This window comes from Pedobacter africanus, assembly GCF_040548825.1.
GTDB classification, from domain to species: Bacteria; Bacteroidota; Bacteroidia; order Sphingobacteriales; family Sphingobacteriaceae; genus Pedobacter; species Pedobacter africanus_A.
In genome coordinates this window covers 1,868,389-1,893,804 of record NZ_JBEPSL010000001.1, presented here as the reverse complement: position 1 = coordinate 1,893,804, position 25,416 = coordinate 1,868,389, and the positions used below count along the sequence as shown (strand labels likewise).

The following is a 25,416-nucleotide window of genomic DNA, read 5'->3' as shown; positions in this document are numbered from 1 at the left end:
TGAGCGTTTTCCGGAATCAAAACGGGTAAAAGAATATATCAGCTGGTTTAACAGAACCAAATTCAATAAAAACGAAATAAAATCTGTTTATCTGAAGAACGACACAATTGCCCCCGATTTTTCATTCAGCCAAATTAACGGAACCAAAGGGCAGCTAAAAGACTATAGGGGTAAATATGTTTTACTGGATTTTTGGGCCAGTTGGTGTAAACCCTGCAGGGAAGAATCACCCTTTTTAAAGGCCGCTTATAGTAAATTTAAGGACAACAAGTTTGTTATCATTCAGGTATCAATAGATAAACCACAGGATGAGGCGAAATGGCGAAAGACCATAGCCGACGATAATGTCGGGGAATTTATTCATACAAACCTATATCCAGATGATGTTGTTTATAAGAAGTATAATGTGGTATCCTTACCTACAAATTACCTGATATCACCGGAAGGGAAAATCATCACATCCAATTTAAGGGGCGAAAGATTGAATGCTGAACTGGAAAGAATTTTCAAACGGTAGATAGGAGCGGGTAATAGATATAAGGTAGAGGTTTATAAAACCTTTGGTGGTAAGGATTGTTCTTCAAAATACAACTCAATTTTATGACTATGGAAAAGCAAATTCGAGACCAGCAGTCTAAAGCATTGGAAGCAATACGAAAGAAACAAGGTTTATCTGATTTTCAGGAGACTGAAGAAAACGATCAAAAACATAAAAAGCCGGATACTGAAGATGATACTCCGCCAGCTGATGCACTAGCCCCTTTCAGACGTTCGGGGGAGCCGGGGTCAAGAAAGTGATAGAGGGTATTCTGCGGCAAAAACAGGGGGCTATTAAGCCAAATGCGGAATTGGTGACCATTGTACAATTGTTGTCCGTATAATTAAGCGGAAGGGAGTGAGTCTACTCAGCCTCCCGCTTCAGCTAACCCTATTAAAGTGATTTTACCAGCGTGATAACCGTATTTACCAGGCCGGTAACAACATTCGTTACCGGATTGATGAGAAAGCCCAGTAAATTGTTTAATGGACCACCGCCCTGGGTGTTGGCCATTTCTGTTTGGCTCATTTCCTGAACGCCAAGCTGGTTAAGTTCAATTTTTTTCATTTTTTGGTTATTTAGGATGATTCCCTACTCTTTGGGCTTTTCGGGTTCCGCCAGCTTTTTCAGCTATTTAAATTTACCACGCCAGAAGATTTTTCGGCTCATTCTTTTTGTTCAATTTGGACTGGGAGAGCCGAAGGGCATTTCTATTCTGGAAGATTTAAAACTATGGAAACTGTTTTGAAGCCATTTCTGGCCTGATACGCGAATTTATAAAGATGTGGCAGTAGGTTGGGGCAACCCACTGCCACTTTTATAACCTGCAATTAGTTCTTTTTTTGCTGTCCGGGAGCAAAAGGCTTTGCGGATTTTGAACCCGTTCCTTTCTTCGCCTGCCCCGGTGGCACTTTACCACTATTGCCAGCTGTTCTGGTCGTGTAGCAAGAACTAAAAAACAAAAAACTTGAAATGGCTAATGTAAAATAAATCGTTTTCATATAAGACTTTCAGATGAATTGCCAAATCTATGCCAAAAAGGTAAATAATAATTTACCGGCTAAAAGTACCATAATATTCGCTGTAAGGCTTGTCCTGATAATAACCTACTTCTAATTTCCCGTTTACCAGCACCATAAACTCTGCATCATCATTTCCAGCAACCCATTAACGCTGGTATTACCCATGTACCATTGTCATTTGCTGACTTTAAGTATATAAATATCCAATTGGATTATTGATGTCAAACTTACTTTTTCCATCCTCTTTTTGAGGATTGTTTTTTTTACAGGCCGCTACGGTAATCATCAGGAGTATTAAAGTCCTTATAGTGTTTTTTGTTAAATTTTTCATCTCTTTAGGATTTACTTGGAACAATGGAATCTCTCTGCCAATGTGAGATTAAAATCCGACTGTTTTTTCCTGAATGAGTGAATCAGTGCTATTGACTAGCCAATACCTGTTTTTGCTTAGTTTATAATCGGCAACCTATCCGGTAGCCACTTTGCCCCGAAACAGGGAAGAACCAGTTTCACTGAAATACGCAGCCCCCGCTCTCTTCTCATATTTACTTCTTTGTCCGAAGCATTTCAGCGCAATTCTTTATCGTTGTATTAAGTGCTTCATTTAATTTACGGGATTTCTTTTTAAGGCCACTTACGACAATTGTAAAACTATTTTAGATGCCGGTTGTGGGACGGGTAGAAATCTGCTTTATTCAGCAGCACTTTGAAGCTATGCTGAACTCCATTTGGCGCGTGCTCAAACCCGGAATTTTTAAAAAGCTCCGGCATAAAAGAACAATTGCAAAATAAGCTGATTGGTTGTAAATAAAGGCAAATGACATGGGAATCCTAAGACAAGGCATATTAATAAGCGTTTTTAACCGTTAGGGTATAGGTAGCCGGCGCTCCGGGAATTCCGCCACCTGTTACCAGTGTTTTAACCAGTGTTACCGGCGTGTTGATATTTACATGATATTTTCCGTTGGAGTCTACTGTTACCTCAGCGGTTCCCCCGGAGGTCTCGGTTGCTGAATAGTTAACAGCGCCCGTGGTTACAGCCGTACCCACAGTACAGAGAAGTGTCATATAACGTACAGTTGGATTGGCAGACATAATGGTGCTGGTGGTTAGCGCATATGTTCCAGCTCCCAGTGAGGCCTTAAAAACGAGCGTCAACGCACTGCCGGAATAAACGCCATGATTACCTCCGTCACCTGAAGTAGTAACCGTCATGCCCGCCAGGTCACTTGTTACAGTCTGGGAAGAAGCGCCTCTGGCATAGGTATAGTTCCCCAGTTTCCAGCTCGACTCGGTTGCGGGCGGTTCAGGTTTTGGGTTATCTTTTTTTCCGCCACAGGATAACAAAATCGTGGAGAAGGATAGCAAAGCCATGAATGCGACTGATCTTTTCATTTTCTTCATTTTATTCGTGGGGATAAAAGTAATCAAAGAATCAACCCGGTCGTGCTTTCGGGTGTAAAATACTGGTTTTCCGGTATGTTTATCTGCTATTTCTGTTTTCGGATTTCTATCTTATCTTAGTATAAGTACATTATTTATCAAAAAAAAGCAAAAATCTATGGAAACCTTATCTAAAACTGAAATGGCACAAATTGTAGGAGGAGCCCAATGCCCTCCATTTCCTAAATTTACAGATGAACAATTGAGAGGCTATCTGCTGGATGCCCAGTTAAAGGAAGAACTGGATCAATTGAACTTTGAATGGGATGCGAGTTTTTAAAGCGCATCATTTTTAATGCTTCCCATTAACAAACCAATGCTACCTGTTACCAGCCAGTAACAGGTAGCATTTTTATATGATAATATATTTTTTAATTATCCTTTAAAAAAAATGCAAATTGCATGGACAACAAATGATGCGATGACCAGAAAAACAACAGATGGCCCCTTAAGAAATAAGGAGAGAACCAAGAATAAGTTAATAGGAGCAGTAGGGAAAATCCTGATAAAAGAAGGTTTTACGGGTTTAAATTACAGACAGGTTGCAGCAAAAGCCAAAGTGGACCGGAAACTAATTCGGGAATACTTTGGGGGGTTGGAAGGACTGGTAAAAGCGTATCTGAACACCAAAGACTTTTGGCAGTCTAGTTCGGAAGAGATAGAAAGTTTAATAGAAAACACAGAGGGAGACATGGCGCATGCGGCGGCGCATATAGTAATCGAAAAACAGTTCGACTCATTAATGAGCAATGCTGAAGTGCGAAGCATAATTACATGGTCGCTTTGCGAAGATTTAAAACCATTGAGAGAGCTCAATAACGACCGTGAGAAATTGGCAGAATCATTTTTCAACGTAGCAGTTGATGATTATTTTAAGCGTAAAAACAAAAACCTCAGAGCGGTTATGGGCATTTTAATCAGTGCCAACTACTATATGACACTCATAAGCCATATGAACGGCAGTACAATTTGTGGAATGGATCTTCAAAAATCAGAGGATAGGGACGAAATAAAGAAGACCCTAAGGCAAATTATAGACTGGACTTATTCGTAGAGGTATCTAAGGTATATTTCTGTTAATGAATTAGTTATATGATTTTTGAACATTCTGGTTTAAAATAAAAATATATCCCCGATAGGGGAATTATTTTTTATATTTGCCGTACACAAAAAAAATACATTATGAAAAAACTATTAATGAGTATGGTAGCTGTGGCTGTTATGTCATCGGCTTCCTTCGCCAAAACGGGTGAAAAAACAACAGCGAACAAAGTAGCTGAAACAACAAAGGTTTACAGTGCTGTGGCCGGCAATTCCAACATGAAAATTGTAGGAGAAGCTGAAGAAATCAAGAAAGGGAAAAAGGTATTGTGCAGATTGACTGTAAAAGTATATAATGAGGGCGGTATACTTATGAGTACAAATGTGCACACGTATACCAGTTACGGAGCTAGTGATATGTTTTTCACCAATTGCGGTCAGTACTTTAGTCACATGATGGAAAGTTATAATAATTACTTGAACTAAACAGCAACAACTAACAGCAGCAAAGCGAGCCTTTTGGTTCGCTTTGCTGGTTTTTAAGAACATGAAACACTATTTACTATTTTGCTTGTTGCTGTGTGCTTCGTGGAAGGTGCAGGCACAAAAGTTACATGTGGTGTATGAATATATACCTTCAGCTGTTGCCACCTTTAGGGAGCATGTTTATTATGAAAATGGCATAAAAACCGCTATCCGGGATTCGATTTCGGTGAAAGCCAGTAAAGGAGAAGAGAAGAAGCCGGATGAGGAAGTATCTTCTAGTTTTTCACTGGTACTCAATACCGGCATTAATTACAGAAAAGTTGTTATTCAGAGCAGCGATAAAAATGAACTCCAGGAAACCAGGTCAGTCAAGAAAACCAATTATCTGGTGACCGATCAATTTCCCGGATTGGTATGGAATACCGACTACAAGGATACAGATACCCTGGGTAAATTCGTCTGTCATAAAGCGACAGCCAGTTATCGTGGTACCAGGCTTGTTGCCTATTATACCAATGATATTCCGGTGCCTGCAGGCCCCTACAAATTCGGCGGGCTGCCAGGGCTGATTGTGATGCTGTACAATGAAGGCGCCAATCCGAACTACTGGATGCTCCAGGAAGTCTCTTATCCGTATGAGGGCAGTGTTCCTTTGGACAAGAAATATATCTATTCCCTACCCAAATTAACCTTAGAGGATTATATCAAAAAAGAAGATGCACAGCTGGAAGAGCAGATGCGTATTATGGAAAGTAAAATGCCACCGATAAATGGGGTAACAGTTGAAAGGAAAAAGGTTAGGGGGACAGTGGAGCAAATCTATGAATGGGAACAAAAGGGCCCGAGTGAAAAATAGCTTCTGGTGGTACGGGCTGGTGCTACTCTGTTTGGGACTGGGTTTCCTGCCTTGCCATGCACAGGTGTTAGTGAGGGGGAAAGTGACTGCTGATGGCCGGCCCATCGGTGGTGTTCGGGTAGATCTTCGCCGCGACAGTACCTCCGCTTTCCTTGCCTATACTTTTACCGACAGCGAGGGACAATATCGCTTACGTACCGAGTATACCGGCAAAATGGCCTTGCATTTGAAGGCCCTGGGCTATGAACCAGCGATGCGGGAAGTTGAATTGGGGCAGGCGGATATGAAGGTGGACGTACAGCTTATAGCCGGCGGCGTAGAGCGCTTAAAGGAAATTGTCATCCATGCCAAACGTCCGTACAGGCTAGGCAGGGATACCATTGAGCTGAATGTACAGTCCTATCTGCAAGGCGATGAACGCACAGTAGAAGACCTGCTGAAGAAAATTCCGGGACTGGATATTGGTGCCGACGGCAGCATAAAAGTTGGGCAAAAGGAAGTAGAGAAGGTGATGATAGAAGGTGACGACTTTTTTGAAAAGGGCTACAGGCTGCTAACGCAGAATATGTCTGTAAAACCATTGGATAAAGTACAGGTATTGCAGCATTACTCCAACAATAAGCATCTGAAAGGGATTGAAAACTCAGATAAAGTAGCGCTGAACCTGCAGTTGAAGGAAGACAGCAAAAGCCAATGGCTCGGATCGGTATCTGCTTCCGGGACCCCCACCGAACCTACTTTTTACCAGGGCAGCATCAACCTGATGAACTTTGGAAAAAGGAACAAATATTATCTCCTGGGTACAGCCAATAACAACGGCGTGGATGCGGTGAGCAGCATCAACCATCTGCTGTATCCAGCCCAGGCCGATGAACCCGGACAGATTGGACTGGGCGTGTTTACGCCTGTGCTCATAGACTACACACCTGATTTGCCCGGTTTTGACTATAAAAGGACGAATTTTAATCGCGACAGGCTATTGTCATTCAATACCATCCTGAATCCTGCCAACCGGCTCAAAATAAAGTGGCTGGGTTTTGTCAATCCAACAAAAAAAAACTTCTATCAAAACAGCGTGCAACAGTACCATATTGCAGATATTCAGTTCACCAATACAGAGGTTGATGAACTGAATAAACGCATTGACAATTACTTTTCAAGATGGGAAGTGCAGTATGATATTGGTAAACGGTCTACCCTAAGCTACAGTGGAAACCTGGGGTCACTTAGAAAGCAGGATACCCATAACCTGTTGTTTAATGGAAGCAGTACTAAAGAACTGACCCGCACCAATGGCTATCTGACTAACCATAACCTCAGCTATACTTATAAACTTTCTGAAAGCGAAGCTCTTGTGAGCTCTGCCCGCTGGATTATGCAGAGATCGCCAATGGATTATAGTATTGATCGATACTATTACGAAGATTTGTTTCAGGTTGGCGGTATTTCGGGTGTATCACAACATGTAGAGAATAACCTTCAATATCTTGGCTTCACCTCACACTATGTGCGGAAACGAAAAAGCGGCGACTTTATGGAGATTGCCCTGGTTAATGAATACAAGGATCAGGATATGATCATCGATTTTGTACTGCAAGCTGATGATGAAACCCAGATCCGTCCTTCAGGATTTTCAAATCATGTGGGGCTTATTACCAATAACACCCGTGTCATTTCCAAATATACGATGAAACGAAATAAATGGGAGTGGACACCACAAGTCCATGCCGGGTTTGTACACAGCGGTTTTCGAACCTATGGAATTACCAAAAACCGGAACAACTGGTTGTTAAGCCCAAAGCTGTCAACAAAATGGGAGATACACCGCAAGGGAAAACTGGAGGCGGAGTTTTCGTTGCAGCAAACCAATGCTGACCTGATGGAGATTATTCCGCATTATTACAGCACAGGTATCCGTCAATTCGTTAAAGGATTAGACGACATGGCAACATTGAGCAATTCCGGAGCGGTATTGACCTATACCTATGGCAATATGCTGAATAGCTTTTTTGCCAATCTGTCTGTAGGACATCAGACGATGTTTGACTATATCAGTAACCAGAGCATTGTTAACCCAAACTTTAACCTCGCAGAGCAGGTACTGCTGAAAGACAAAAGAAGAACGTTTTATAAGGCACAGCTCAATTATTATTTAAAACCGCTGAATGGAAATTTCAGATTGGATGCAGGGGCTGATTTATCCGATTATCAAGCCAATGTAGTAGGGGTGGGCGACCGAAAGATACATTCCGGTTCCAATGACTACACCTTATCATTCAGGAGTGTCTGGAAATCCAGGTTCAATTTACATACCGGTTATCGTATGCAGACAACCACTTTGAGCAGCGAGCGGAAAAGCCGATTGAAAAATACCTATGGCTTTCTAAATATGTTTGTTAATGTTGCTCAGGGCATTCAGGCCAATTTGAACAATGAGGTTTATCGCTTCGGCGACTTTTTTAGCGTAGTTTCAAAAACGTATTATTTTTCAGATTTTTCGCTGTCATATGACGTAAAAAACATCAAAACCAGATTTGAGATCACCGCAAAAAACCTTTTCAATAACCGTCAATTTAAAAACGCTGTCATTACCGACACCTATCAGGCTGTAACCGAATATCGCCTGTTGCCCCGTTATGTTGCATTAGGAGTTAATTATAGTTTCTAGCTTTTAAAAGCTGTTCATGATTTGAACGGGCCTTTTTATTTGATATTCTGCCTGGTGGTAATGATCAGGAATTACAATGATTTTCGCAAAATTACGTGTGTGGGATTCCGCATTACAATCTGCTCCTTGCTTTTGATTGCTTTGCTTACTGTTGCGCCCATAGCCTCAAAATCTGTTGAGATGACGGTAATACCGTCTTCCAGTATTTCTTTCACCGCCGAATCATTGTACGAGATAAGCCCGATATCTTCACCTAGCTTGAATTTGGATGCTCTCGCCATTTTTATCAACATTACATCGTCGGTATCATAGCGGCTAAAGGTAATATAGGCATTGCCTTTTTTGAACCCGTTCTCTTCAACCTGGTGCTGAATGGCATAATCGACATTGTGTTCCATACAGAACCTTAGAAAACCATCCGCAACATGACGCGCATGAGTAGCCTCGTTTGGAGCAATGAGGATCAATTTCTGGTATTTGGAGAGGCTTTTCTTTAGTTCAGAGAGTGCATCATATATATCATTTTCAAAATCCTGGTATACAGCGGTATAATTTCCTTCTAAGCCAGACTGGTGATAATCAATCACGATGCGTTTTTGGGCTGGGATACGATTAAGAACTTCTGAAGAATCTTCTTTAAGGTAGGTAACAATGACAAAGTGAGTGTAATTGTTCAGGTTTTCCGTAATAAGATCGTTAAAAACCTTAAAGTTGTGGTGATGAAAATAAACATCTACGTTTGCCACATCTTTCAGCTGGTCGAACAAAGTATGGTAAAACCTGTCGCGCATTACATTCATTTTATCGAGCAGGAGGAATATGCGGAAGGAATGGTTTACTGATCTTTTCTTTACATAGTAACCTTTTCGGTATACAGCTTCGATAATTCCTTTTTCGAGCAGGTGGTTTAAACCTCTCAGCAGCGTTTCCTTGCTCATACCCAAGTCTTTTTCAAATTGCTTCAGGGAGGGCAAGCGCTCGCCAAGGTGTAACTGCTCGGAGTCAATTAGCTGGTTCACATGATCCACCAACTGCAGGTACTTCATGCGTTGCCCGCTAATCGGCTCGTTTTCAGGAATGAGATCTGTTTTCATACGGCAGCAAAAATATACAAATACCATATCAAACCAAACCAGATATGCTATTATTAAAAAAAAAGTTATACTAAAATACTGTATTTGAGATTGTTTAAAAAAATATTTGGAGGAATTAATTAAATAACATATCATTGCATTGGTGTTATTACCAGACCACACCAGACCAAATATGAAACTTGTAATTCACGCGTTAATTTGCGTCAGTATCTTCGGTATTGCCTGCAAAAAAATTCAACTGTATGGGAAGGAATCCCGACTCCTTGCCGTTAACATGGTCAACGATGCACCATTGGATGGCTATGTACTATCCTGGTCGGACGAATTTAATGCCCCTGCATTGGACACCACCAACTGGAAATACCGCGTCGGTGTTAGTCAGAAAAGTTACCAGCGCGCTGCGAATGTTCGCCTGGACAGTGGCAAACTCGTAATTGATCTTAAAACAGAAAATTTCGGCGGCAAGAGTCTTACGGGCGGCGGCATCATTACCAAAACTGCGAGCGGCTACGGCTATTATGAAGTAAGCGCCAGGCTTGACGGGGGCTACGGATGGCACGAGGCTTTCTGGACTACCGGAATGAGTGGTTTCGATGATCCCAACCCGATAAAAGCCGCGAATGCCAGAATGCTGGAAATTGATTGCTTTGAGCATTACGGTGAGTATGATGCTTATCACCTTACCTATGGAGCGATAGAATGGGGGCCTTATCCGGGTAATGTAAACCGTGGTTACCATACTTCTACCCCGGATCTGAGTGCAGGATACCATACTTACGGATTTGAGTACACTCCAGACTATCTTAACTATTACTTTGATGGTCTTTTATTGAAAACCGTAGATATGCGTGGCGTGCCTCAGCATAATTTTTACATGTGGCTCTCAGCGATCGCTACGAAAGCCGACGCAACGAGCTCCGGACATGTCTATTTTGATTACGTTCGCGCCTATACGATTTCTCCTTCCGAATACAATACCCGCAAAACAACTTTTATCAATGCGCTTGATGCCCAAAGGGGCCCAATGGCCTCCGGTGGCACTGACCTCTGGATTGAGGCAGAAGATTTTGTGCAAAAAAGCAACTGGACAACGGAACGTGATGTGCAGAATAGTTTGATCATAAAAGGCTTTACCAGTTACAGTGCCGGCCGCGATAGTACACAGCTGCGGGCACGGACAGGGATTACCGTGGCTACTGCCGGTACATATAAACTTTGGGTGCGTTCGCGTGACTTTACAACTGCTCCGGGCACCAGGAAATTTAAGGTGATTGTGAATGGAATTACATCGCCTACAGAATATGGTACACATGGCACCGATGGTTATGCATGGCAATCGGGAGGCACTTTCACGCTTGCAGCAGGCCAGAATATTTTAGACATATTTGACAGTTCCCAGTATCACGCCCGCTGTGATAAAATTCTGCTGACCACAGACCTGACCTTCATTCCATCTCTTATTGGTGGGGTATCCAATGTACTACACAACAATGATTTATAATGATGAAAAAATATCTATTCATACTTTCCGCTTTATTCTTTTTCTGCTTTAAGGTGAGCGCACAAACCCGAAAAATCACCGGAAAAGTGTCTGACGAGCAAGGTAAACCCATACCAGGAGTTGCTGTTAAACCAAAAAATAATGCAGCAGGCACCACAACAGATGCACAGGGAAGGTTTACGATCGCAGTTGCTGAAAACCTGACACAACTGGAGTTCAGTTCGGTATCTTTTGTACCACAAACGGTCACTATCTCCGGCAAAACAACCCTCAGTGTGGTGCTTAAGGAAGACGTTATAGGGCTGCAGGAAGTAGTTGCTGTTGGTTATGCCACTCAAACCAAGGCCAATTTAACCGGTGCGGTAAGTACAGTTTCCGTTAAAGAAGTGGAAGGAAGGGCGCTTACTTCCGCCGATCAGATTTTGCAGGGAAAGCTGGCCGGAGTAACCATTGTGCAAAGTTCGGGCAGGCCGGGAGATGACAATTCGCAGATCAGGATCAGGGGCGTATCGTCCATAGACAACAATAATGACCCCCTGGTGATCATTAACGGTGTGCAGGCGAACATCAACGATGTGAACCCGAATGACATCGAGTCGGTCTCTGTGCTTAAAGATGCGGCGTCTGCTGCTATTTACGGCTCCAGGGCTTCAGCTGGGGTAATCATTATCGAAACAAAAAAAGGAAATTCCGGCAAAGGGCTCCAGGTAGAATACAATGCAACAGGTTCTATGGTGAACGCCACAAGATTGCCTGAAACTGTAGATGCTTACACCTATGCTTCTTTGCTAAACGAGGCCAGGGCCAATGTGGCCTTAGGGCCTGTTTATACGCAAGCCCAGCTGGACCTTTTTAGAAGCCAGACCGATCCGAACTTCCCAAATACCAACTGGTACGACGTCTATTACCGAAAAGCTTACATGCAAAACCATTACCTGGGTTTAAGGGGCGGAGATAAAAATTATAAATTTTCCAACTCTGTAGGTTACCGGGATCAAAATGGAATATTAACCGGCACATCAGCCAAAAGATTGTCGTACAACACCAGCTTAAGCGGCAGTTTTATCAAAAACAAGGTAAGACTGAGCCTGGGCCTGGTGGGTTATTCAGAAACCGGGAAAGAACTGATCTCTGCTACCAATACTGTACTTGCCGAGATTTCGGGTTCTTTGCCTACTGCCTATGTTCAATCGATAGATACGATTTCCGGTAATCCGAATTTGTACAGCTATCCCGGCAGATTTCTGGGCGCTATGAATTTAGGCGGCGGTATAGAGAATAAACTGAATAGCCTCAATTCACGGGCCAGTGTAGAGGTTGAGCCGGTTAAAGGTTTGATTGGTAAGTTTTTATTGAGCAATAATAAGCTTAAAACAGATTACGTGAATTTTACACCCCGTTTTTTTACTTCGGGTACTTACGAAGAAACTTCGGTTAATCTGAGGGAATCTAGCCTTGAAAAAAGAAATACACAAAGTGACCTCAACACTTTTCTGGCCACCATAGAATATGGTTTGAAAAAGGGAAAACATGATTTTAAGCTATTAGCGGCTCACGAAAGGCTCGAAATGATTTACAATTATGATGCTGGAAGTGTAAAGAACTTGTCGTCTAACCAGCCAATTTTTAACTATGGGGATCCGACTTCTCCATTCCTCTCAAGTGCCGCCAATGAAACAGCTACAGCTTCGTTCTTCGGAAGGTTAAATTATTCATATGCCGGAAAATATTTGCTGGAACTGAATATGAGAAGGGACGGTTCCTCCCGCTTTGCGGATAAGCGTAAATGGGGTAATTTTCCATCGGTTTCGGCAGGATGGAGAATTAGTGAAGAAAGTTTTTTTGCCGGACTTAAAAAGAATATCTACCTCAAGTTAAGGACCTCATGGGGGCGTCTGGGCAACCAGAACATCTTTACCCAGTATGCATTTGCCGACCAGATGAGCGGGTCTGAATACTATGCCTTTGGAAACTCCATTGTTCCGGGTAGGGGTACTGTAATTTTGGCTAACAAAGACACCAGATGGGAAACAACAGAACAGTTTGATGTGGGCATGGACCTGGTTTTATGGAACCGGTGGAATTTCACTTTAGATTATTTCAACAAAAAAACCTTTGATATCCTTGCCCGCGTAACCATTCCCCCATCATTGGGCGTTACGGTATTGCCTTACCAGAATATTGGTAACATGGTAAACAAAGGCATCGAAATGAGTCTTGGGTACAATGCGCCGAAGAGAACCAATAAGCTTAACTATGGTTTTACGGTAAATGCAAGTTACATCAACAACAAATTAACCTCATTAGGAGGATTACCTTATGTAGACCACAGCCTCACCAACAGGAGTATGGTTGGAGCGCCTTTTTCTTCTTTTTATGGCTACAAAGTAGCGGGGATCTACCAGGTGTCTGACTTCACCTGGCAGAACAACAGCGACCCATCGGTGCCCCATGCCGGCAGAACGTATGTATTGAAACCCGGAATGCCCAATGTTTCTGGCGTAATGTCTAATCCGGCGCCCGGCGACATCAAAATCAGCGATGTTAAGAACGATGGCCTGATCAATGCCGATGACAAGACCCTGATCGGTAACCCCATTGCAAAACTGCTCTACTCGCTTTCGGCAGATCTGTCTTACAAAAACTTTGGTTTGAATGTAATTGCGCAGGGTACGGGCAAGGCAAATGCCTACATGAATGGCAACCTGATTGCCCCTTATTTTAACACAACCGGCCCATTGCTGCAAAGCATGGTTACCAACCGCTGGACGATTGATAACCCTTCCGACAAATACCAGCGCATTTATGTGGATAAGGGCAGGGATGCATTAATTACCGATTATAACATTTACAATGCTGCTTATCTGAGACTAAAAAGTTTGCAGCTGTCTTATACCTTCAACAGCGGATTCACCAAAAAGTTAGAACTGAGCCGTTTAAGATTGTTTGTGAGCGCCGAGAACCTCTTCCTGGTTTCCAGCTTCCCTGAAGGCTTTGACCCGGAAAGACGTGCTACCAATGTTACAGTCGCTTTTCACCCGCAGGTGGCTACCTATTCTATTGGCCTTAACCTTAATTTCTAACCCTAATTGTAAAAGATATGAAAACCATCAAATATATACTTTTAAGTGGCCTCATGTTTTTGGCGTTCGGCTGTACAAAGGATTTCCTGGACCGGAAGCCCATCGATTTTCTTGCACCCGACAATTTCGAAACAGAAAACGATATCAAAGAAGCTGTAAGTGGTATTTACCGGGCTTACATTTCGGATAAGAACGAACCCATCTATACCGACTTCATTGTTGATAACGGGTATTTTCCGGATTACCGGGATATGTGGAACAGAACGTATAATAATGAAACAAGTTATATTGGCAACAAGTGGTCAAGAAATTACAGGGTTATTTTACGGGCCAATACCGTTTTAACTTATATTGATAAGGTGAAGCTTACAGAGGCAGCACGCAACCAATACAAAGGCGAAGCGACTTTTTTACGCGCCCTGGCTTATGCCGATCTGTCGTTCTTTTTTGGTGGTGTACCCATGCGCCTAAAACCAGAAGGCCTGGAGGATGCGAATAAAGCATTGAGCACAAAAGCTGAGATTGTGGAACTCGTACTTAAAGACCTGGGAGATGCAGCTGCATTGTTGCCGATTTCTTATGCGGCTTCGGATAAAGGCAGGGCCACCAAAGGCGCCGCATTGGCCATTAAAGCACGTGTATTGCTATATAATAAAAGATATGAAGAAGCTGCCGCCTGCTGCGTAAGCGTTAAGGCACTGAATTATTACAAGATCATGCCCGACTATAAAACCCTGTTTTTGCCTGAGGGGGAAGCAGGTAACCTGGAAACCATTTTTGATATGCAGTTTCAAACCAATGCATTGCCCCAGGGGCTATCCAATTCCTGGTACGAGAGATTTTACCTGTTCTCGGGCTACCAGGTTTCCCATGATCTGTATGAGCAGTACTATTCTACCAACGGTCTTTCTATAAGCAATCCGAATAATAAATTGTACAATCCTGCCGTAAGAACTTCGGACCTGGTTGTTCCCTCCACCTATGTGTTAAATGGCGGGTACGACAACCGCTTTCAAAACCGTGATCCAAGAATGCACTTTAGTATCGTTGTGCCTTATACCATCGATTCGTACAATGCAACTACCAAAGCACCAGGCGTATTTTATCCAACGGATAAGAAAGCCGCTAACCTGACCAGTTTAAGGGTGAGGAAGTATGTAGACTATACCAATTACAATGTTCCGGGCATTTCGGGTGTAAACCCGGTTATTATCCGATATGCAGATGTGCTGCTGATGGAGGCCGAAGCCCTGGTTGAACAAGGTAATTACAATGAGGCCTATGTTTATGGTTTGATTAACCAGGTAAGGCAACGAACCAGCGTGATGATGCCTAAAGTGGAAACGGTGGAAGGAGCAGGGTTGTCGCAAGATGCACTAAGAAACGTGATCAGGCACGAAAGAAGGGTGGAGTTTGCCTTTGAGGGTTTAAGGATATTTGACATTATGCGCTGGGAAATTGGTCCGGATGCGTATAAAGACCTCAGGGGATTTAACCCTGCTAAACTAACGCGTTTCGCATCTGGTGGAATTGTTTATGAAATAAGTACAGCCCTGCAGCGCAGCCCTTTTGATGCTGCGAAGGGCTATCTTTGGCCAATTCCGAAAACGGAAACGGATGCGAATAAACTAATTGGGCAATGAGGTTATTGATAGTTGGCTTACTCTTGACAGCACTGCTGTTATCAGCTACTGAAGCAAGTGCGCAGCAAACCGATATCGCGCCCTTCATGTCTCTAAATGGTACCTGGTCATTTAAAACGCTGAAGAGCGCCGCTGAAATCCCCGCTTCGGTGCATCCGGACAGCGCTCAGACCCAGGGCTGGGCCCGCCTGCCTGTTCCGGGCAACTGGGATGTAAATGAGGCTTACAGCGAGTTTCGCGGGCTGGGTTTGTATCGCAGGGAGGTCTTTATACCAAAGGAGCTCGAAAAACAAAACCTGAGGATATGTTTTGAAGCGGTATATGAAACAGCCAAAATATATGTCAACGGGAATTATGTGGGGCAGCACAGCGGAGGCTATACTCCTTTTGAATTTGCCATTGATGATCTGCTGCGCTATGGAAAAAATAACACCATTGCCGTAGTGGCAGACAATACCTACTCACGCGGTGCCTGGTGGGCCTGGGGCGGAATCAGTCGCAATGTATCCATCAGGGGGAGTAAGGCGCTGCGCTTAACAGAGATCGCTATCAGTCCAACAACGAATCTGCAAAGTAAACAAGGGCAGGTAAAGCTGCGTTACCAGTTGCAAAGTAACGACCAGAAAGCACGTAAGCTGCGCATTCAGATGCGTGTGAGACCATTGCAAGCCCTGGCTGGTACTTTTCAGGCAGACAGCATTTCAGTGCGGGTGGAAATTCCTGCCGGTGCGCGCAGGTATGAAGGAAATTTAAGCCTTTCACTTGCCGGCAGCATACAGCTGTGGCATTTTGACTTTCCAAACTTATACCATTGCGAGCTCTCTGTGTACGAAGAAAACGAACTCCTGAGCCGTAAGGAAAGCCGCTTTGGCTTCCGTAAGGTGGAAGTAAAGGATAACCAGCTGTTCTTAAACGGGGAGGCGGTAAGGCTTTTTGGATTCAACAGGGTACATGACCATCGTCAATATGGCAATACAGAACCTTTCGCCCTCATTAAGCAGGATATTGACCACATGAAAAGTTTGGGTTGCAATATGACCCGGATGATGCATGCACCGTTGTCGGCCGAACTATTGAATTATGCGGATTCCGTTGGAATGCTGCTGATCGAAGAGATCCCGGTATGGGGCCGCGAAGACCCACATGCTTTTGAAGACAGTCCGGTAGCTAAACAGTGGCTGCGCGAGATGGTGACACGTGACTATAATCACCCATCGATCATCGGATGGAGTGTAGCCAATGAACTTGTACTTGACATTAAAGACTGGCGCAGGATGCGTATGAGTAAAGAACAATACCGGTACGTTACTTCTATGCTCCGGTATGTCAAAGAAGAGCTGGACAGTACCAGGTTGGTCACCTATGTTAGCCTGTCGGCTTTTCGTGAAGAGATAAGTCCCGATGAGGAACCAGCGGAATATGCAGACATCATTTGTTTCAACAACTATGGAGATTTTGTAAAAGCCGCGGGCACCATCCATCAGCGATGGCCTGACAAAACGGTTCTGGTAACGGAATTTGGACAGGGGCAGATCGGGGAGGGTATTGAGTGCAAACTTGACGACGGGGTATTGGATAAACTGAAAAACCTTGCAGCTTTGAAGTATGTAGCAGGAGCTTCTTTGTGGGCATATAATGACTACCGTAGCAATTATCGCGGTACACCGGCAAGTGGAAACCGAACATGGGGAGTAGTAGACGCAGCGCGTAAGGAAAAAAAGGCGGCCCAACAGATCCGCAAAGCTTTCGCGCCAGTTGCCGCGATAAAAGCGGAATGGAATGCGGCCCGAAAGACGATGCAGGTGGAAATTCAACCGCGTAAAGCAGGCGATCTCCCCTCATTTGCTTTAAGGCAATACAGGTTGCGGATGCAGCTGCTGACCAGGGACGAAAAAATTATTGGACAAGTTTCCCCTGGATTGCCGGATGTGATGCCTGGGCAGGCGCCCCTGCGGCAAGACATCGTGTACCGGAAGTCTACAGCGCAGGTATACAAAGTTCGGATACAATTGCTGAACCCAATGGGTTATGCCGTTGGCGAAGAAACTATTGTATTTATAAGGTAGCGAAACATTAACGCTTGCGGGCAGTTACCTCCCAGTAACCACTGAGTTGGTGATCCCTGATGGTAAGTGTCTGATCGTAAAAAGCTATTGTTGGGCAGATATGGAAGGGCAGCCCATACAGCAGGTCACCAACCTCCAGCTGCGTACCGGCAGGCACCGACAAAACCAGGTGCTCTTCGCTATGACTGAGCGGAGTGAGTCCCGGGCAATTCAGGAACGTGACCCTCTGAAGCAGGTTGTTTTCTGAGGCAATGGCCTTGTGGCCCAGGTCAACACAAACCAGTCCTGGTGCCGGTACTGAAATAACGCGGGTAAGAACAAGGGCCGCAGGTAAAAAAGGCTGTTCAGCAAGGCTGTTGAGGTAATTCTGATCCCAGTAAACGAAGGTACCCGGGCTGCATTCGGTATGCTCCCGGCGGGCATGAAATACAAAAGTAGGCGTACCGCCGGCAATGAGGCGATAGGGCAGTCCCGCAGTTTTGAGTTCGTTTCGCCAGGCTTCCACCGGTGCGAAGGCCGCGGTACAGGCCAGTTCCCGTTCATTGGGATTGCTGGCGTGGATATGGCCGTCGTAGGCATGCAGCCCCCTCAGTTCAATTTGTGGGGTGGCCAGTGCTTGCGCATACAACTCCCGGGCTTTTTTTCCGGGTGCAATGCCTGTTCGGTTCATCCCGATATTCAGGTCAATATATACCGGCAAGGTCAGTTTTTTCCGGACGGCGGCAGCAGAGAGCAACTCCAGCGTAGCCGGATTGTCAACCAGGCAGGAGAAAGAAGTGCCGGGATATTTTAGCATTAACGCAAGTAAACGCTCCAGTTTTGCTGCCGTTGGCTGATAAGCCAGCAATACATCCCCGGCAGAGCAGCCACCCAGCATCTCCGCTTCTGCAACGGTAGCACATTTAAAACTGGAGATACCGGAAGCGATCAGCAGCCTGGTAAGCGCTGCAGATTTATGGGTTTTCACATGCGGCCGGAGATGGTCGGTGCCACCGGCCAACGCCAGGCACAGCCTGATATTTTGGGCAACGCGGTCCGGATAAACCGCCAGTGCAGGTGTATCGAGGTTATTGTTATTGTGGATAAGGTACCAGGGGGATAATGGTTTCATAAGTTTTGTAAAAGTTTATGCAAACGTTGCCTGATCAGCGCTTCTGAAGGAGCTGCGAGGTAACTGCTGCGACATAGCCAGGTTTCATAACCGCCCAGGGCGAGTTCTTGCGCCGGTGGGACATATCCAGTATAACCATTGGCCATAGTGATGGTAAAATAACGCTTGAAAGGGCTTCTGGATTTTAGCCACAAGCCGGTTTCTGAAAAAAATTCTCCTCCTAAAGCTCCGATCATCCCTTGCCCGATACGGAAGGCCTGGATTGGAAAGCTGGTTACCGCCTGGTATTCCTGCAATAATAGGCATTCACGGGCATAGATCTGCCGCAGGTTTTCCTGGTCAATCTCACAAATGCTTTCCAGGCTGGCATTGGCAAGAATGCTTTTGGCCCTTTCTATTGCCTCAGGTGTGGTTTCGCGCCGGGGTACCGGTACCAGCTCAAATGCTGCAGCCAGGCAGGGTGAGGTATCCCAATGGAGCCCGTTTAAAGACGGTACCACGCGTTCGGCCAGTTCACGACCGATTAACCGGCTTTTTTGAAGTGTGCCGGTAGGGTAACGCCCCTGATCTTTGAAATCCCAGATATTTACGTCGCCGCTGGTGCCGTTGCTCATTATTGCGTTAAAGCCCGTCCCCGCTGCTAACAAACGCTGCACTTCTTCTGCAAAGCAGCCGAAATAATCTGCACTAAGCATACCGTTTTCCCAATCGCCCACATAATGCAGCGAATAATTGGCCAGCAGGCCGAGCCATTGCCCATCAGTACTTTGCAGGACCATATATGCCAGTTCGGGATCAACCGGTGCTACAGGTTCAAGAATGGCTGTTTCGCCTCCGAAGGGATTGGTCTTCACTCTTTCGGGTTGATCGGTTACCGGGTTGAATGCCTCGTAACCGGCTTCCATGTGGTAACGCCGGCAGCGCAGATGCTCCGGCGCCTTTACAGCGCCAAAAGCCAGCCGTGCAGGTCTGAGTTCCTGGCAGGCCAGGCTAACGGAGCGGGCAATCAGTCCGGGTAATTTTTGCCGGTAGGCATGATCGGCCGCGCCAAGCAGTAAACTGGTTACCGATCCGGTTGCATGGCTATGCGTAGCCGATAGCATGATGTTTTCCGCGGGCAGCCCGGTTTGGTTGCCAATTAAGGATTTAACTTCGTCGATGAAATCTTTTTGCATCGCACATATGTCTACCACAACAATTGCCAGGGTCTGCTGCCCGTTACAGAGAACAAGCGCTTTGGCATAAAGTTCATCATGCACCCTGCAGGCGTAATGGTTAATAAAATCTCCATTGATAAGTGTGCCCAGGGGCGGGGTAATGACCACTTTAGCAGTGGCTGCTTTGAAAGGTTCGTTAGACATAAGCATTTTGTGCTAAGCTGGCTGCGTCAGGCCCAGGCCCTGCGCAGGAAGTCCAACCAGTTCTTATAGAATATTTTTTCGATATCGGCAGGCTGATAACCACGCTGCATAAGTATCGTTTCATATTTGGTCAGGTCGGCAATGGAGTTCAGGTCCCAGGGGCTTTGTTCTGTGCCAAAAATCCCGTCAAGATCGCTGCCGATGGCGATATGGTTGGTGTTGCCGGCCAGCTGGCAGATATGGTCCCAGTGATCGACCAGTTTTTCAAGCCTGATATCCAGCTGCCAGGGATCGGAGACCATGTCGATAAAGCGGATATCCATTGCCCAGCAATCCAGCATACCTCCGATGACTGCCCCGCGGCCGATCAGCTGCCGGATCTGGTTGTCGGTTAGCTGCCGCTGTGTAGGGACAAGCGCCCTAACGTTATGGTGGCTGGCCCAGATGGGGCCCTGGTAAATGTCCATGGCTTCCTGAAAACCTTCATCTGTCAGGTGGGTAATGTCCAGGATCATATTGAGCCGGGCCATTTCCCGTAGCAACCCGCGGCCTTCCGGGGTCAGACCACCGGTCATTTTAGTGCCGGGGGCATACCTGCCGGGCCCAAAATGCGCAGGGCCAACGGCGCGCAAACCCTCGTCGTACGCACGCTGAAGATAACCCAGGTCAACCAGTGAGTCGGCCCCCTCCAAACTCAGGATATAGCCCACGGGTTTCCCGGCGGATGGTATGGATGCTTCGCTCCAGAGTGCAAGATGGGCTTCCAGGCCGGGAAGGTCCCGTACCTGTACCATTTCACCTGTCGCCTCCATCTCGCGGTACCAGGCCAGCTGTCCCTGGGTCATGGCCCAGGCCTGCTGCGGAGAATGCCAGCCCTGCAGGGTACTGCCCGGGGGTGTTACGCGGGAGAGCTGGGTTGCCACAACCAGCCCGATACCCGCTTTCCGGAGTTCGGGGAGGCATACTGTGCCCCGCCCGCGGTCGGGCTTATCTTTCATATACATTTCCCGCTGCCGGATCTCGGCCAGCGGACGGCTAAGGTCGCGGTTCCACTCCAGCGCGTTCATCGCCAGGTCCAGGTGGGCATCAATGATCAATGGTATATTCATATCAGGTAAACTGGCCGGGATACTGCTGCATCAGGTCCCGGATTTGAAAACTAAATTCACTAAAAGTATCCTGCCAGATGCGAAGCGCTTCTGCTTCATATTGGTAAAAACCTTGCCGGCTGGCCATGCCTGTATGCCCTTCGCACACCAGTTTCCCGAAGAAGGCAGGCACTTGGGTGTCTGCAGCCAGTTCAGGGTTAAGTTCTTTCATAACCAGGCCGTAGGCATAAGTGCCCATCAGATCCATGTACCGGAAATTTCCAGCGAAGGGAAGGTAATAGCCCGGATCATTGCGGCAGGCACGGTCAATATCTTCTACAGTAGCATAATCTTCGCGCAGCAGGAAAAATGCTTCCCTGGCCATGGCGGCAAACAAGCGTGCGCGAATGCCGGTTTCCCCACGGATAATATAAGGGTCCTTAGCCCAGTTAGCGGTAGCCAGTTTGCAGATTGCTGCAGCCAACTGCCCGTTGCCCTGCTCATTGACAATGACTTCCAGAAATTGTGTGGTATGGGCCGGCGCACACCAGTTCATACCCAGGATCCTCCGGGGGTTGCGCTGCCCGCTTTGCAGTTCAGTTAATGGAATGGCACCTGTATTGACACCGATGACTGCATCGGCAGCGAGGACTGCTTCCAGTTTACCGAGCCAGTATTTTTTCCGGGCCAGGGACTCAGCGGTAACAATGATGCCGAAAGCAAAGGCATTGCTGCTATGAATCTCTGAAGTGTGATGAACGGCCACCGGCGGGTTTAGGATTTGCTGGTGTTGTACCAATTGCCCCTGGTGGTAGGCCAGAAACTCCTGGCTGGCTGCAGGTTCATCTGTAAGTAAGCTTACCCTGTGCCCAGCCTGTGCCAGGCAAAGGGCCAGGGTAACACTCAGCTGACCTTCGCCTGCAACCAGCACAGGGGTATGGGAGAGGTATTGATTTGTCATATGATTAAGTATTAATCGTCAAGTGTGCTCAGTACGTATTCCGCGGCGGTTACGGCCCGGGAAATATCGGATTGCCCGTGTGCAGCGCTGATATACCAGAGACCACGGCCGATGATCCGGATGCCCTGATCGTGCATGCCGGCAATAAAGCGGTTCAGCTTAGCTTTGTCATAGCTGAAGGTATCGCGGTAGTTGCGGATAGCAGGCAGTGTGGTAAAGCCGGTGTTGAACATGGGCCCCGGTCCTTGTACCAGTAAATTCTGCCCGGTTTTCCGCGCGGCATTACGCAGGCAGGTCATCAGCTCCTGCCCGTAGCGGAAAAGGCGTTCATAAGGTTGGCTGCGCTGTAACTCACAGATCGTGGCCAGGGCCGCCGCCACTGTTGGATTACATGAATTCATGGTGCCGGCATGGATCACCTCGGAGTGCTCAATCAGCTCCATCCATTCACGTTTACCGCTAACCACGCTGATAGGGTAGCCGCTGCCCATTGCCTTGCCAAATACCGAGATATCCGGGCTGATCCCAAAGTACTGCTGGGCGCCGCCCAGGGCTAAGCGGAAGCCGGTGATCACCTCATCGAAGATAAGCGCAATACCATACCGGCTGCAGAGATCACGTAGCCCTTCAAGATAGCCGGGGCCGGGTAGGATGCAGCTGCTGTTACACATAACCGGTTCGGTAATGACAGCGGCAATTTCCTGATAGCGACGGGAAAGCGTATCTGCCAGTAGTGGCAAGTCATTCCAGGGGAGGATGATAAAATCTTCCCGGGAACGCGCGGACAGGCCTGCTGACCACGGAAAAACCTCTGGCTGCGCAGACGAACCCAGAGCTTCGGCCGAAGGGGCAGATATTCCCCAGCAGACATTGTCCATCCAGCCGTGATAGTGGCCTTCAAAGCGCAGGAACTTTGGTCGGCCGGTTTTGGCACGGGCAACCCGGAAGGCAGTTTGCACTGCTTCAGAACCATCCAGGCAGAAACGCATCAGCTCTCCGGAAGGAATCAGCGCCTGCAGGGTTTCGGCCAGTTCCAGCTCGCGGATGTGCTGACCGGCAAAGATCTGTCCCTGCTGGCTATATTCAGCAACTGCCTTCAAAACTTCCGGATGGGAGTGGCCCAGGATGAGCGGACCCTGGCTTAAGGTAAAATCAAGATATTCATTACCATCCACGTCGTAAATGCGGCTGCCCTGCCCATGCGTATAAAACAGCGCATGAGGGTGGTTATAGCGGCGAAATTCTGAGGAAACACCGCCCGCCAGCACTTTTTTGGAGCGGTTTAGCATTGCTGCCGATTGTTGATAGGAAAAAGTTGTCATTTTTTTAGGGAAGAGGGTTTACGGCAGGCGCACCGGGATATCGCCTGGCCAAATGGAAAATAGCTTTGTTAAATTCTGCAAATGAACGTTCCCAGGCACTGGCCGATTCTGCTGTATAGCTGTACAGGCCTTGCCGGCTCTGGGTGCCGCGGGCATGCCGCTCAACCATTTCCTGCATCGGTTCCGGCACCTCTGCTGCGTTGCTGAGTTGCGGGAAAAGACTGTTCAGCGTTTGCAGGTGGTCTTCCAGTCCTTCATAATCCATACGTTTGAACAAACCCATTAGTGTCATCCATGACCCGGCGTCGTAACGGAAGGCTTTATCGGCATCGGCTAGTGTGGTCAGTCCCTGCCCAACCAGAAACAGGGCTTCGCGGTATACGGCATACATCAGGCGGTTGGTGATAAAACCGCGGATGTCTTTTTTTATCAGGGTAGGTTCTTTACCCCACAAATGGGCCATATTGTAAATGACCTGCGCGTGCCGGGGGTTAGTTTTTTCCCCGCAGGTGATTTCCAGGAAACGGGTGGCAAAGGCTGGTTCAGCCCAGTGGATACCCAGGAAACGTTCGGGGCAGGCCACCAGTTGCTGCAGCTCGGTGATGGGTATGGCCGAGGTATTACTGGATATCACCGTTTCTGCGCCTACCACGGCCGTGATCTGCTGGTACACCTGTGCTTTGACCGCTACTTTTTCAATGACACATTCCTGTACCAGCGTACAATTACGGAGTGCAGTGTAGTCCTCGGATATGCTGATCATGGCACGGTAATCATTCGGTTCCCGGGTCAGGATACCTGCCTCGCGACAGGCTTCCAGCTGTGCCATCAAACGGCTTTCAAACCCGGCTTCATCTGCAGGTAAAGGCGCAATGGCAATTACGGGATGCCCGGCTGCCAGTAACGATACGATAATACTCGTTCCCATCAGGCCCAGACCAACCACGCCGATTGGCAGATTTTCCGTTTGGAGGTCTGAACTCATACGCTACCCTCCGGCAACCGCACGATGCAGTCAATTTCTACTTTGATGTTTTCTGCCAGCACCGATTGTACCGTGGTCCGGGCTGGTTTAATGCCTGGAAAATAACTGGCATATACTTCATTGTAACGTTCAAAATCCCCGATATCTGCCAGATGAACGGTGCATTTTACAATGTCATCCATTGTAGCACCGGCTGCAGTAATGATCGCTTTGATGTTATCGAGTGTAAGCCGGGTTTCCGATTCTATGGTACCCAGAACGAAGCGTGACGTTTTAAAATCAACGGCAGCCTGTCCGCTCACGAACAGAAAGCCGTTGGCCTTAATGCCGTCGGAATAGGCACCCGTAGCAAAGTCTGGGTTGCGGTCTGGGTGTTTGATCACAAATTTATTCATGTGTTGTTGTTTTAGTTGGCTGAAATAAGCTGGGCCGAGGCGCTGTCCAGGTATAAATGACAGTCTGGATGCAGCTGCAGGATGCTGGCCGGAAAGGAGTTGCTGACTGCGGCTTTGAGGGAATTCTTCACTGCTTCTGCCTTACGGCTATCCGGCACCGAGCAAATGATGCACTTCGACTTCATGATCTGGCGTACCGACATGCTGATGGCCTGCCGGGGCACATCGTTAAGGGTTGGGAACCAGCCTTCGCCCAGTTGCTGTTTCCGACAGTTTTCGTCTAAACTGACAACGATATAAGGGACTTCGGTATCAAAGTCTGCCGGCGGATCGTTAAAGGCCAGGTGCCCGTTCTCGCCGATGCCAACCAGCGCTACATCAATGGGGTGCCCAAGGATGGCTGCTGCCAGACGTTCGCATTCTGCCCCGGGCGCGGTTTCCCCGTCAATCAGGTAAACAGCTGCCAGTGCCGGAACTTTCATCAGGAAACGTTCTTTCAGGTAGCTGCGAAAGCTTGCCGCTGCCGTTTCCGGCAGCCCGATATACTCATCGAGATGAAACATGGTTACTTTACCCCAGTCAATATCTTGTTCCCGGATCAGTTGGTTTAATGTTTCAAATTGGCTGGTCCCCGTAGCCAGAATAATGTTTGCGTTCCCTTTCTCCGCAATGGCACTGCGGATCATTTGCGCTGCCAAAGTTCCTGCAGCCGCACCTAATTCCAGGTTGTCTTTTTTAATGCTGATTTTCAT

Annotated in this window: 22 protein-coding genes; 11 read left to right on the top strand and 11 right to left on the bottom strand. The window is 46.8% G+C overall.

The window, feature by feature from the left end:
* The first annotated feature begins 37 nt into the window (after positions 1-37).
* Together ABIE26_RS07720 and ABIE26_RS07715 are read left to right on the top strand one after the other, a co-directional pair.
* A complete protein-coding gene (locus ABIE26_RS07720) occupies positions 38-517 on the top strand; it encodes a TlpA family protein disulfide reductase (RefSeq protein WP_354375536.1) in 480 nt (159 codons plus the stop codon).
* Positions 518-606: 89 nt separating this feature from the next.
* Entirely contained in the window at positions 607-798 is a 192-nt protein-coding gene (locus ABIE26_RS07715) for a hypothetical protein (RefSeq protein WP_310138260.1), read from the top strand.
* Between the two features lie 133 nt (positions 799-931).
* Here the strand turns inward: ABIE26_RS07715 and ABIE26_RS07710 are convergent, their stop codons facing one another.
* Positions 932-1,105, bottom strand: a complete 174-nt coding sequence (locus ABIE26_RS07710; RefSeq protein ID WP_310138262.1) for a hypothetical protein — start codon at positions 1,103-1,105, stop codon at positions 932-934.
* 1,301 nt (positions 1,106-2,406) lie between these two features.
* Positions 2,407-2,955, bottom strand: coding sequence for a hypothetical protein (locus ABIE26_RS07705; RefSeq protein WP_310138263.1), 549 nt, complete (start codon positions 2,953-2,955; stop codon positions 2,407-2,409).
* Positions 2,956-3,121: 166 nt separating this feature from the next.
* Here ABIE26_RS07705 and ABIE26_RS07700 point away from each other — a divergent pair, with 166 nt between their 5' ends.
* From ABIE26_RS07700 to ABIE26_RS07680, 5 genes are all read left to right on the top strand, one after another.
* Positions 3,122-3,283, top strand: coding sequence for a bacteriocin (locus tag ABIE26_RS07700; RefSeq protein ID WP_310138265.1), 162 nt, complete (start codon positions 3,122-3,124; stop codon positions 3,281-3,283).
* 111 nt (positions 3,284-3,394) lie between these two features.
* Entirely contained in the window at positions 3,395-4,057 is a 663-nt protein-coding gene (locus tag ABIE26_RS07695; RefSeq protein WP_310138268.1) for a TetR/AcrR family transcriptional regulator, read from the top strand.
* A gap of 128 nt (positions 4,058-4,185) precedes the next feature.
* Positions 4,186-4,530: a hypothetical protein gene (locus ABIE26_RS07690; RefSeq protein WP_310138270.1), complete on the top strand. Its 345-nt coding sequence runs from the start codon at positions 4,186-4,188 to the stop codon at positions 4,528-4,530.
* A gap of 61 nt (positions 4,531-4,591) precedes the next feature.
* The gene (locus ABIE26_RS07685) at positions 4,592-5,386 is read left to right on the top strand and encodes a GLPGLI family protein (protein WP_310138272.1); all 795 of its coding nucleotides are present in this window, start codon (positions 4,592-4,594) and stop codon (positions 5,384-5,386) included.
* Positions 5,376-8,054, top strand: a complete 2,679-nt coding sequence (locus ABIE26_RS07680; RefSeq protein ID WP_310138274.1) for a TonB-dependent receptor — start codon at positions 5,376-5,378, stop codon at positions 8,052-8,054. The genes ABIE26_RS07685 and ABIE26_RS07680 overlap by 11 nt, the downstream gene beginning before the upstream one ends.
* 71 nt (positions 8,055-8,125) lie before the next feature.
* Here the strand turns inward: ABIE26_RS07680 and ABIE26_RS07675 are convergent, their stop codons facing one another.
* On the bottom strand, positions 8,126-9,148 hold the full coding sequence (locus ABIE26_RS07675) for a GntR family transcriptional regulator (protein ID WP_310138275.1): 1,023 nt from the start codon (positions 9,146-9,148) through the stop codon (positions 8,126-8,128).
* A gap of 172 nt (positions 9,149-9,320) precedes the next feature.
* Between ABIE26_RS07675 and ABIE26_RS07670 the strand changes: the two genes are divergently transcribed.
* From ABIE26_RS07670 to ABIE26_RS07655, 4 genes are read left to right on the top strand one after another with little or no spacing between them, the layout of a single operon-like run.
* Complete coding sequence (locus ABIE26_RS07670; RefSeq protein ID WP_310138276.1) at positions 9,321-10,649, top strand: glycoside hydrolase family 16 protein; 1,329 nt, start codon at positions 9,321-9,323, stop codon at positions 10,647-10,649.
* Positions 10,649-13,732, top strand: coding sequence for a SusC/RagA family TonB-linked outer membrane protein (locus ABIE26_RS07665; protein WP_310138278.1), 3,084 nt, complete (start codon positions 10,649-10,651; stop codon positions 13,730-13,732). The genes ABIE26_RS07670 and ABIE26_RS07665 overlap by 1 nt, the downstream gene beginning before the upstream one ends.
* Positions 13,733-13,749: 17 nt before the next feature.
* A complete protein-coding gene (locus tag ABIE26_RS07660) occupies positions 13,750-15,375 on the top strand; it encodes a RagB/SusD family nutrient uptake outer membrane protein (RefSeq protein WP_310138281.1) in 1,626 nt (541 codons plus the stop codon).
* Positions 15,372-17,441, top strand: coding sequence for a glycoside hydrolase family 2 protein (locus ABIE26_RS07655; RefSeq protein WP_310138284.1), 2,070 nt, complete (start codon positions 15,372-15,374; stop codon positions 17,439-17,441). The genes ABIE26_RS07660 and ABIE26_RS07655 overlap by 4 nt, the downstream gene beginning before the upstream one ends.
* Positions 17,442-17,448: 7 nt before the next feature.
* Here the strand turns inward: ABIE26_RS07655 and ABIE26_RS07650 are convergent, their stop codons facing one another.
* Genes ABIE26_RS07650 through ABIE26_RS07615 form a run of 8 tightly spaced genes read right to left on the bottom strand, consistent with a single transcriptional unit; the run spans position 17,449 to position 25,416 of the window.
* The gene (locus ABIE26_RS07650) at positions 17,449-18,552 is read right to left on the bottom strand and encodes a D-TA family PLP-dependent enzyme (protein WP_310138287.1); all 1,104 of its coding nucleotides are present in this window, start codon (positions 18,550-18,552) and stop codon (positions 17,449-17,451) included.
* Positions 18,549-19,913, bottom strand: a complete 1,365-nt coding sequence (locus ABIE26_RS07645; protein WP_310138289.1) for a hypothetical protein — start codon at positions 19,911-19,913, stop codon at positions 18,549-18,551. The genes ABIE26_RS07650 and ABIE26_RS07645 overlap by 4 nt, the downstream gene beginning before the upstream one ends.
* A gap of 26 nt (positions 19,914-19,939) precedes the next feature.
* Positions 19,940-21,022 (bottom strand): dipeptidase, encoded by a 1,083-nt coding sequence (locus ABIE26_RS07640; RefSeq protein WP_310138291.1) that lies wholly within the window; start codon positions 21,020-21,022, stop codon positions 19,940-19,942.
* Between the two features lies 1 nt (position 21,023).
* The gene (locus ABIE26_RS07635; protein ID WP_310138293.1) at positions 21,024-21,962 is read right to left on the bottom strand and encodes a 3-hydroxyacyl-CoA dehydrogenase NAD-binding domain-containing protein; all 939 of its coding nucleotides are present in this window, start codon (positions 21,960-21,962) and stop codon (positions 21,024-21,026) included.
* A gap of 11 nt (positions 21,963-21,973) precedes the next feature.
* On the bottom strand, positions 21,974-23,284 hold the full coding sequence (locus ABIE26_RS07630) for an aspartate aminotransferase family protein (RefSeq protein WP_310138296.1): 1,311 nt from the start codon (positions 23,282-23,284) through the stop codon (positions 21,974-21,976).
* 4 nt (positions 23,285-23,288) lie between these two features.
* Positions 23,289-24,269 carry a 3-hydroxyacyl-CoA dehydrogenase family protein gene (locus ABIE26_RS07625; RefSeq protein ID WP_310138297.1) on the bottom strand — a complete coding sequence of 327 codons (981 nt, stop codon included), beginning with the start codon at positions 24,267-24,269 and terminating at the stop codon, positions 23,289-23,291.
* A complete protein-coding gene (locus ABIE26_RS07620) occupies positions 24,266-24,664 on the bottom strand; it encodes a RidA family protein (RefSeq protein ID WP_310138300.1) in 399 nt (132 codons plus the stop codon). The genes ABIE26_RS07625 and ABIE26_RS07620 overlap by 4 nt, the downstream gene beginning before the upstream one ends.
* A gap of 11 nt (positions 24,665-24,675) precedes the next feature.
* The gene (locus ABIE26_RS07615; RefSeq protein WP_310138302.1) at positions 24,676-25,416 is read right to left on the bottom strand and encodes a glucosamine-6-phosphate deaminase; all 741 of its coding nucleotides are present in this window, start codon (positions 25,414-25,416) and stop codon (positions 24,676-24,678) included.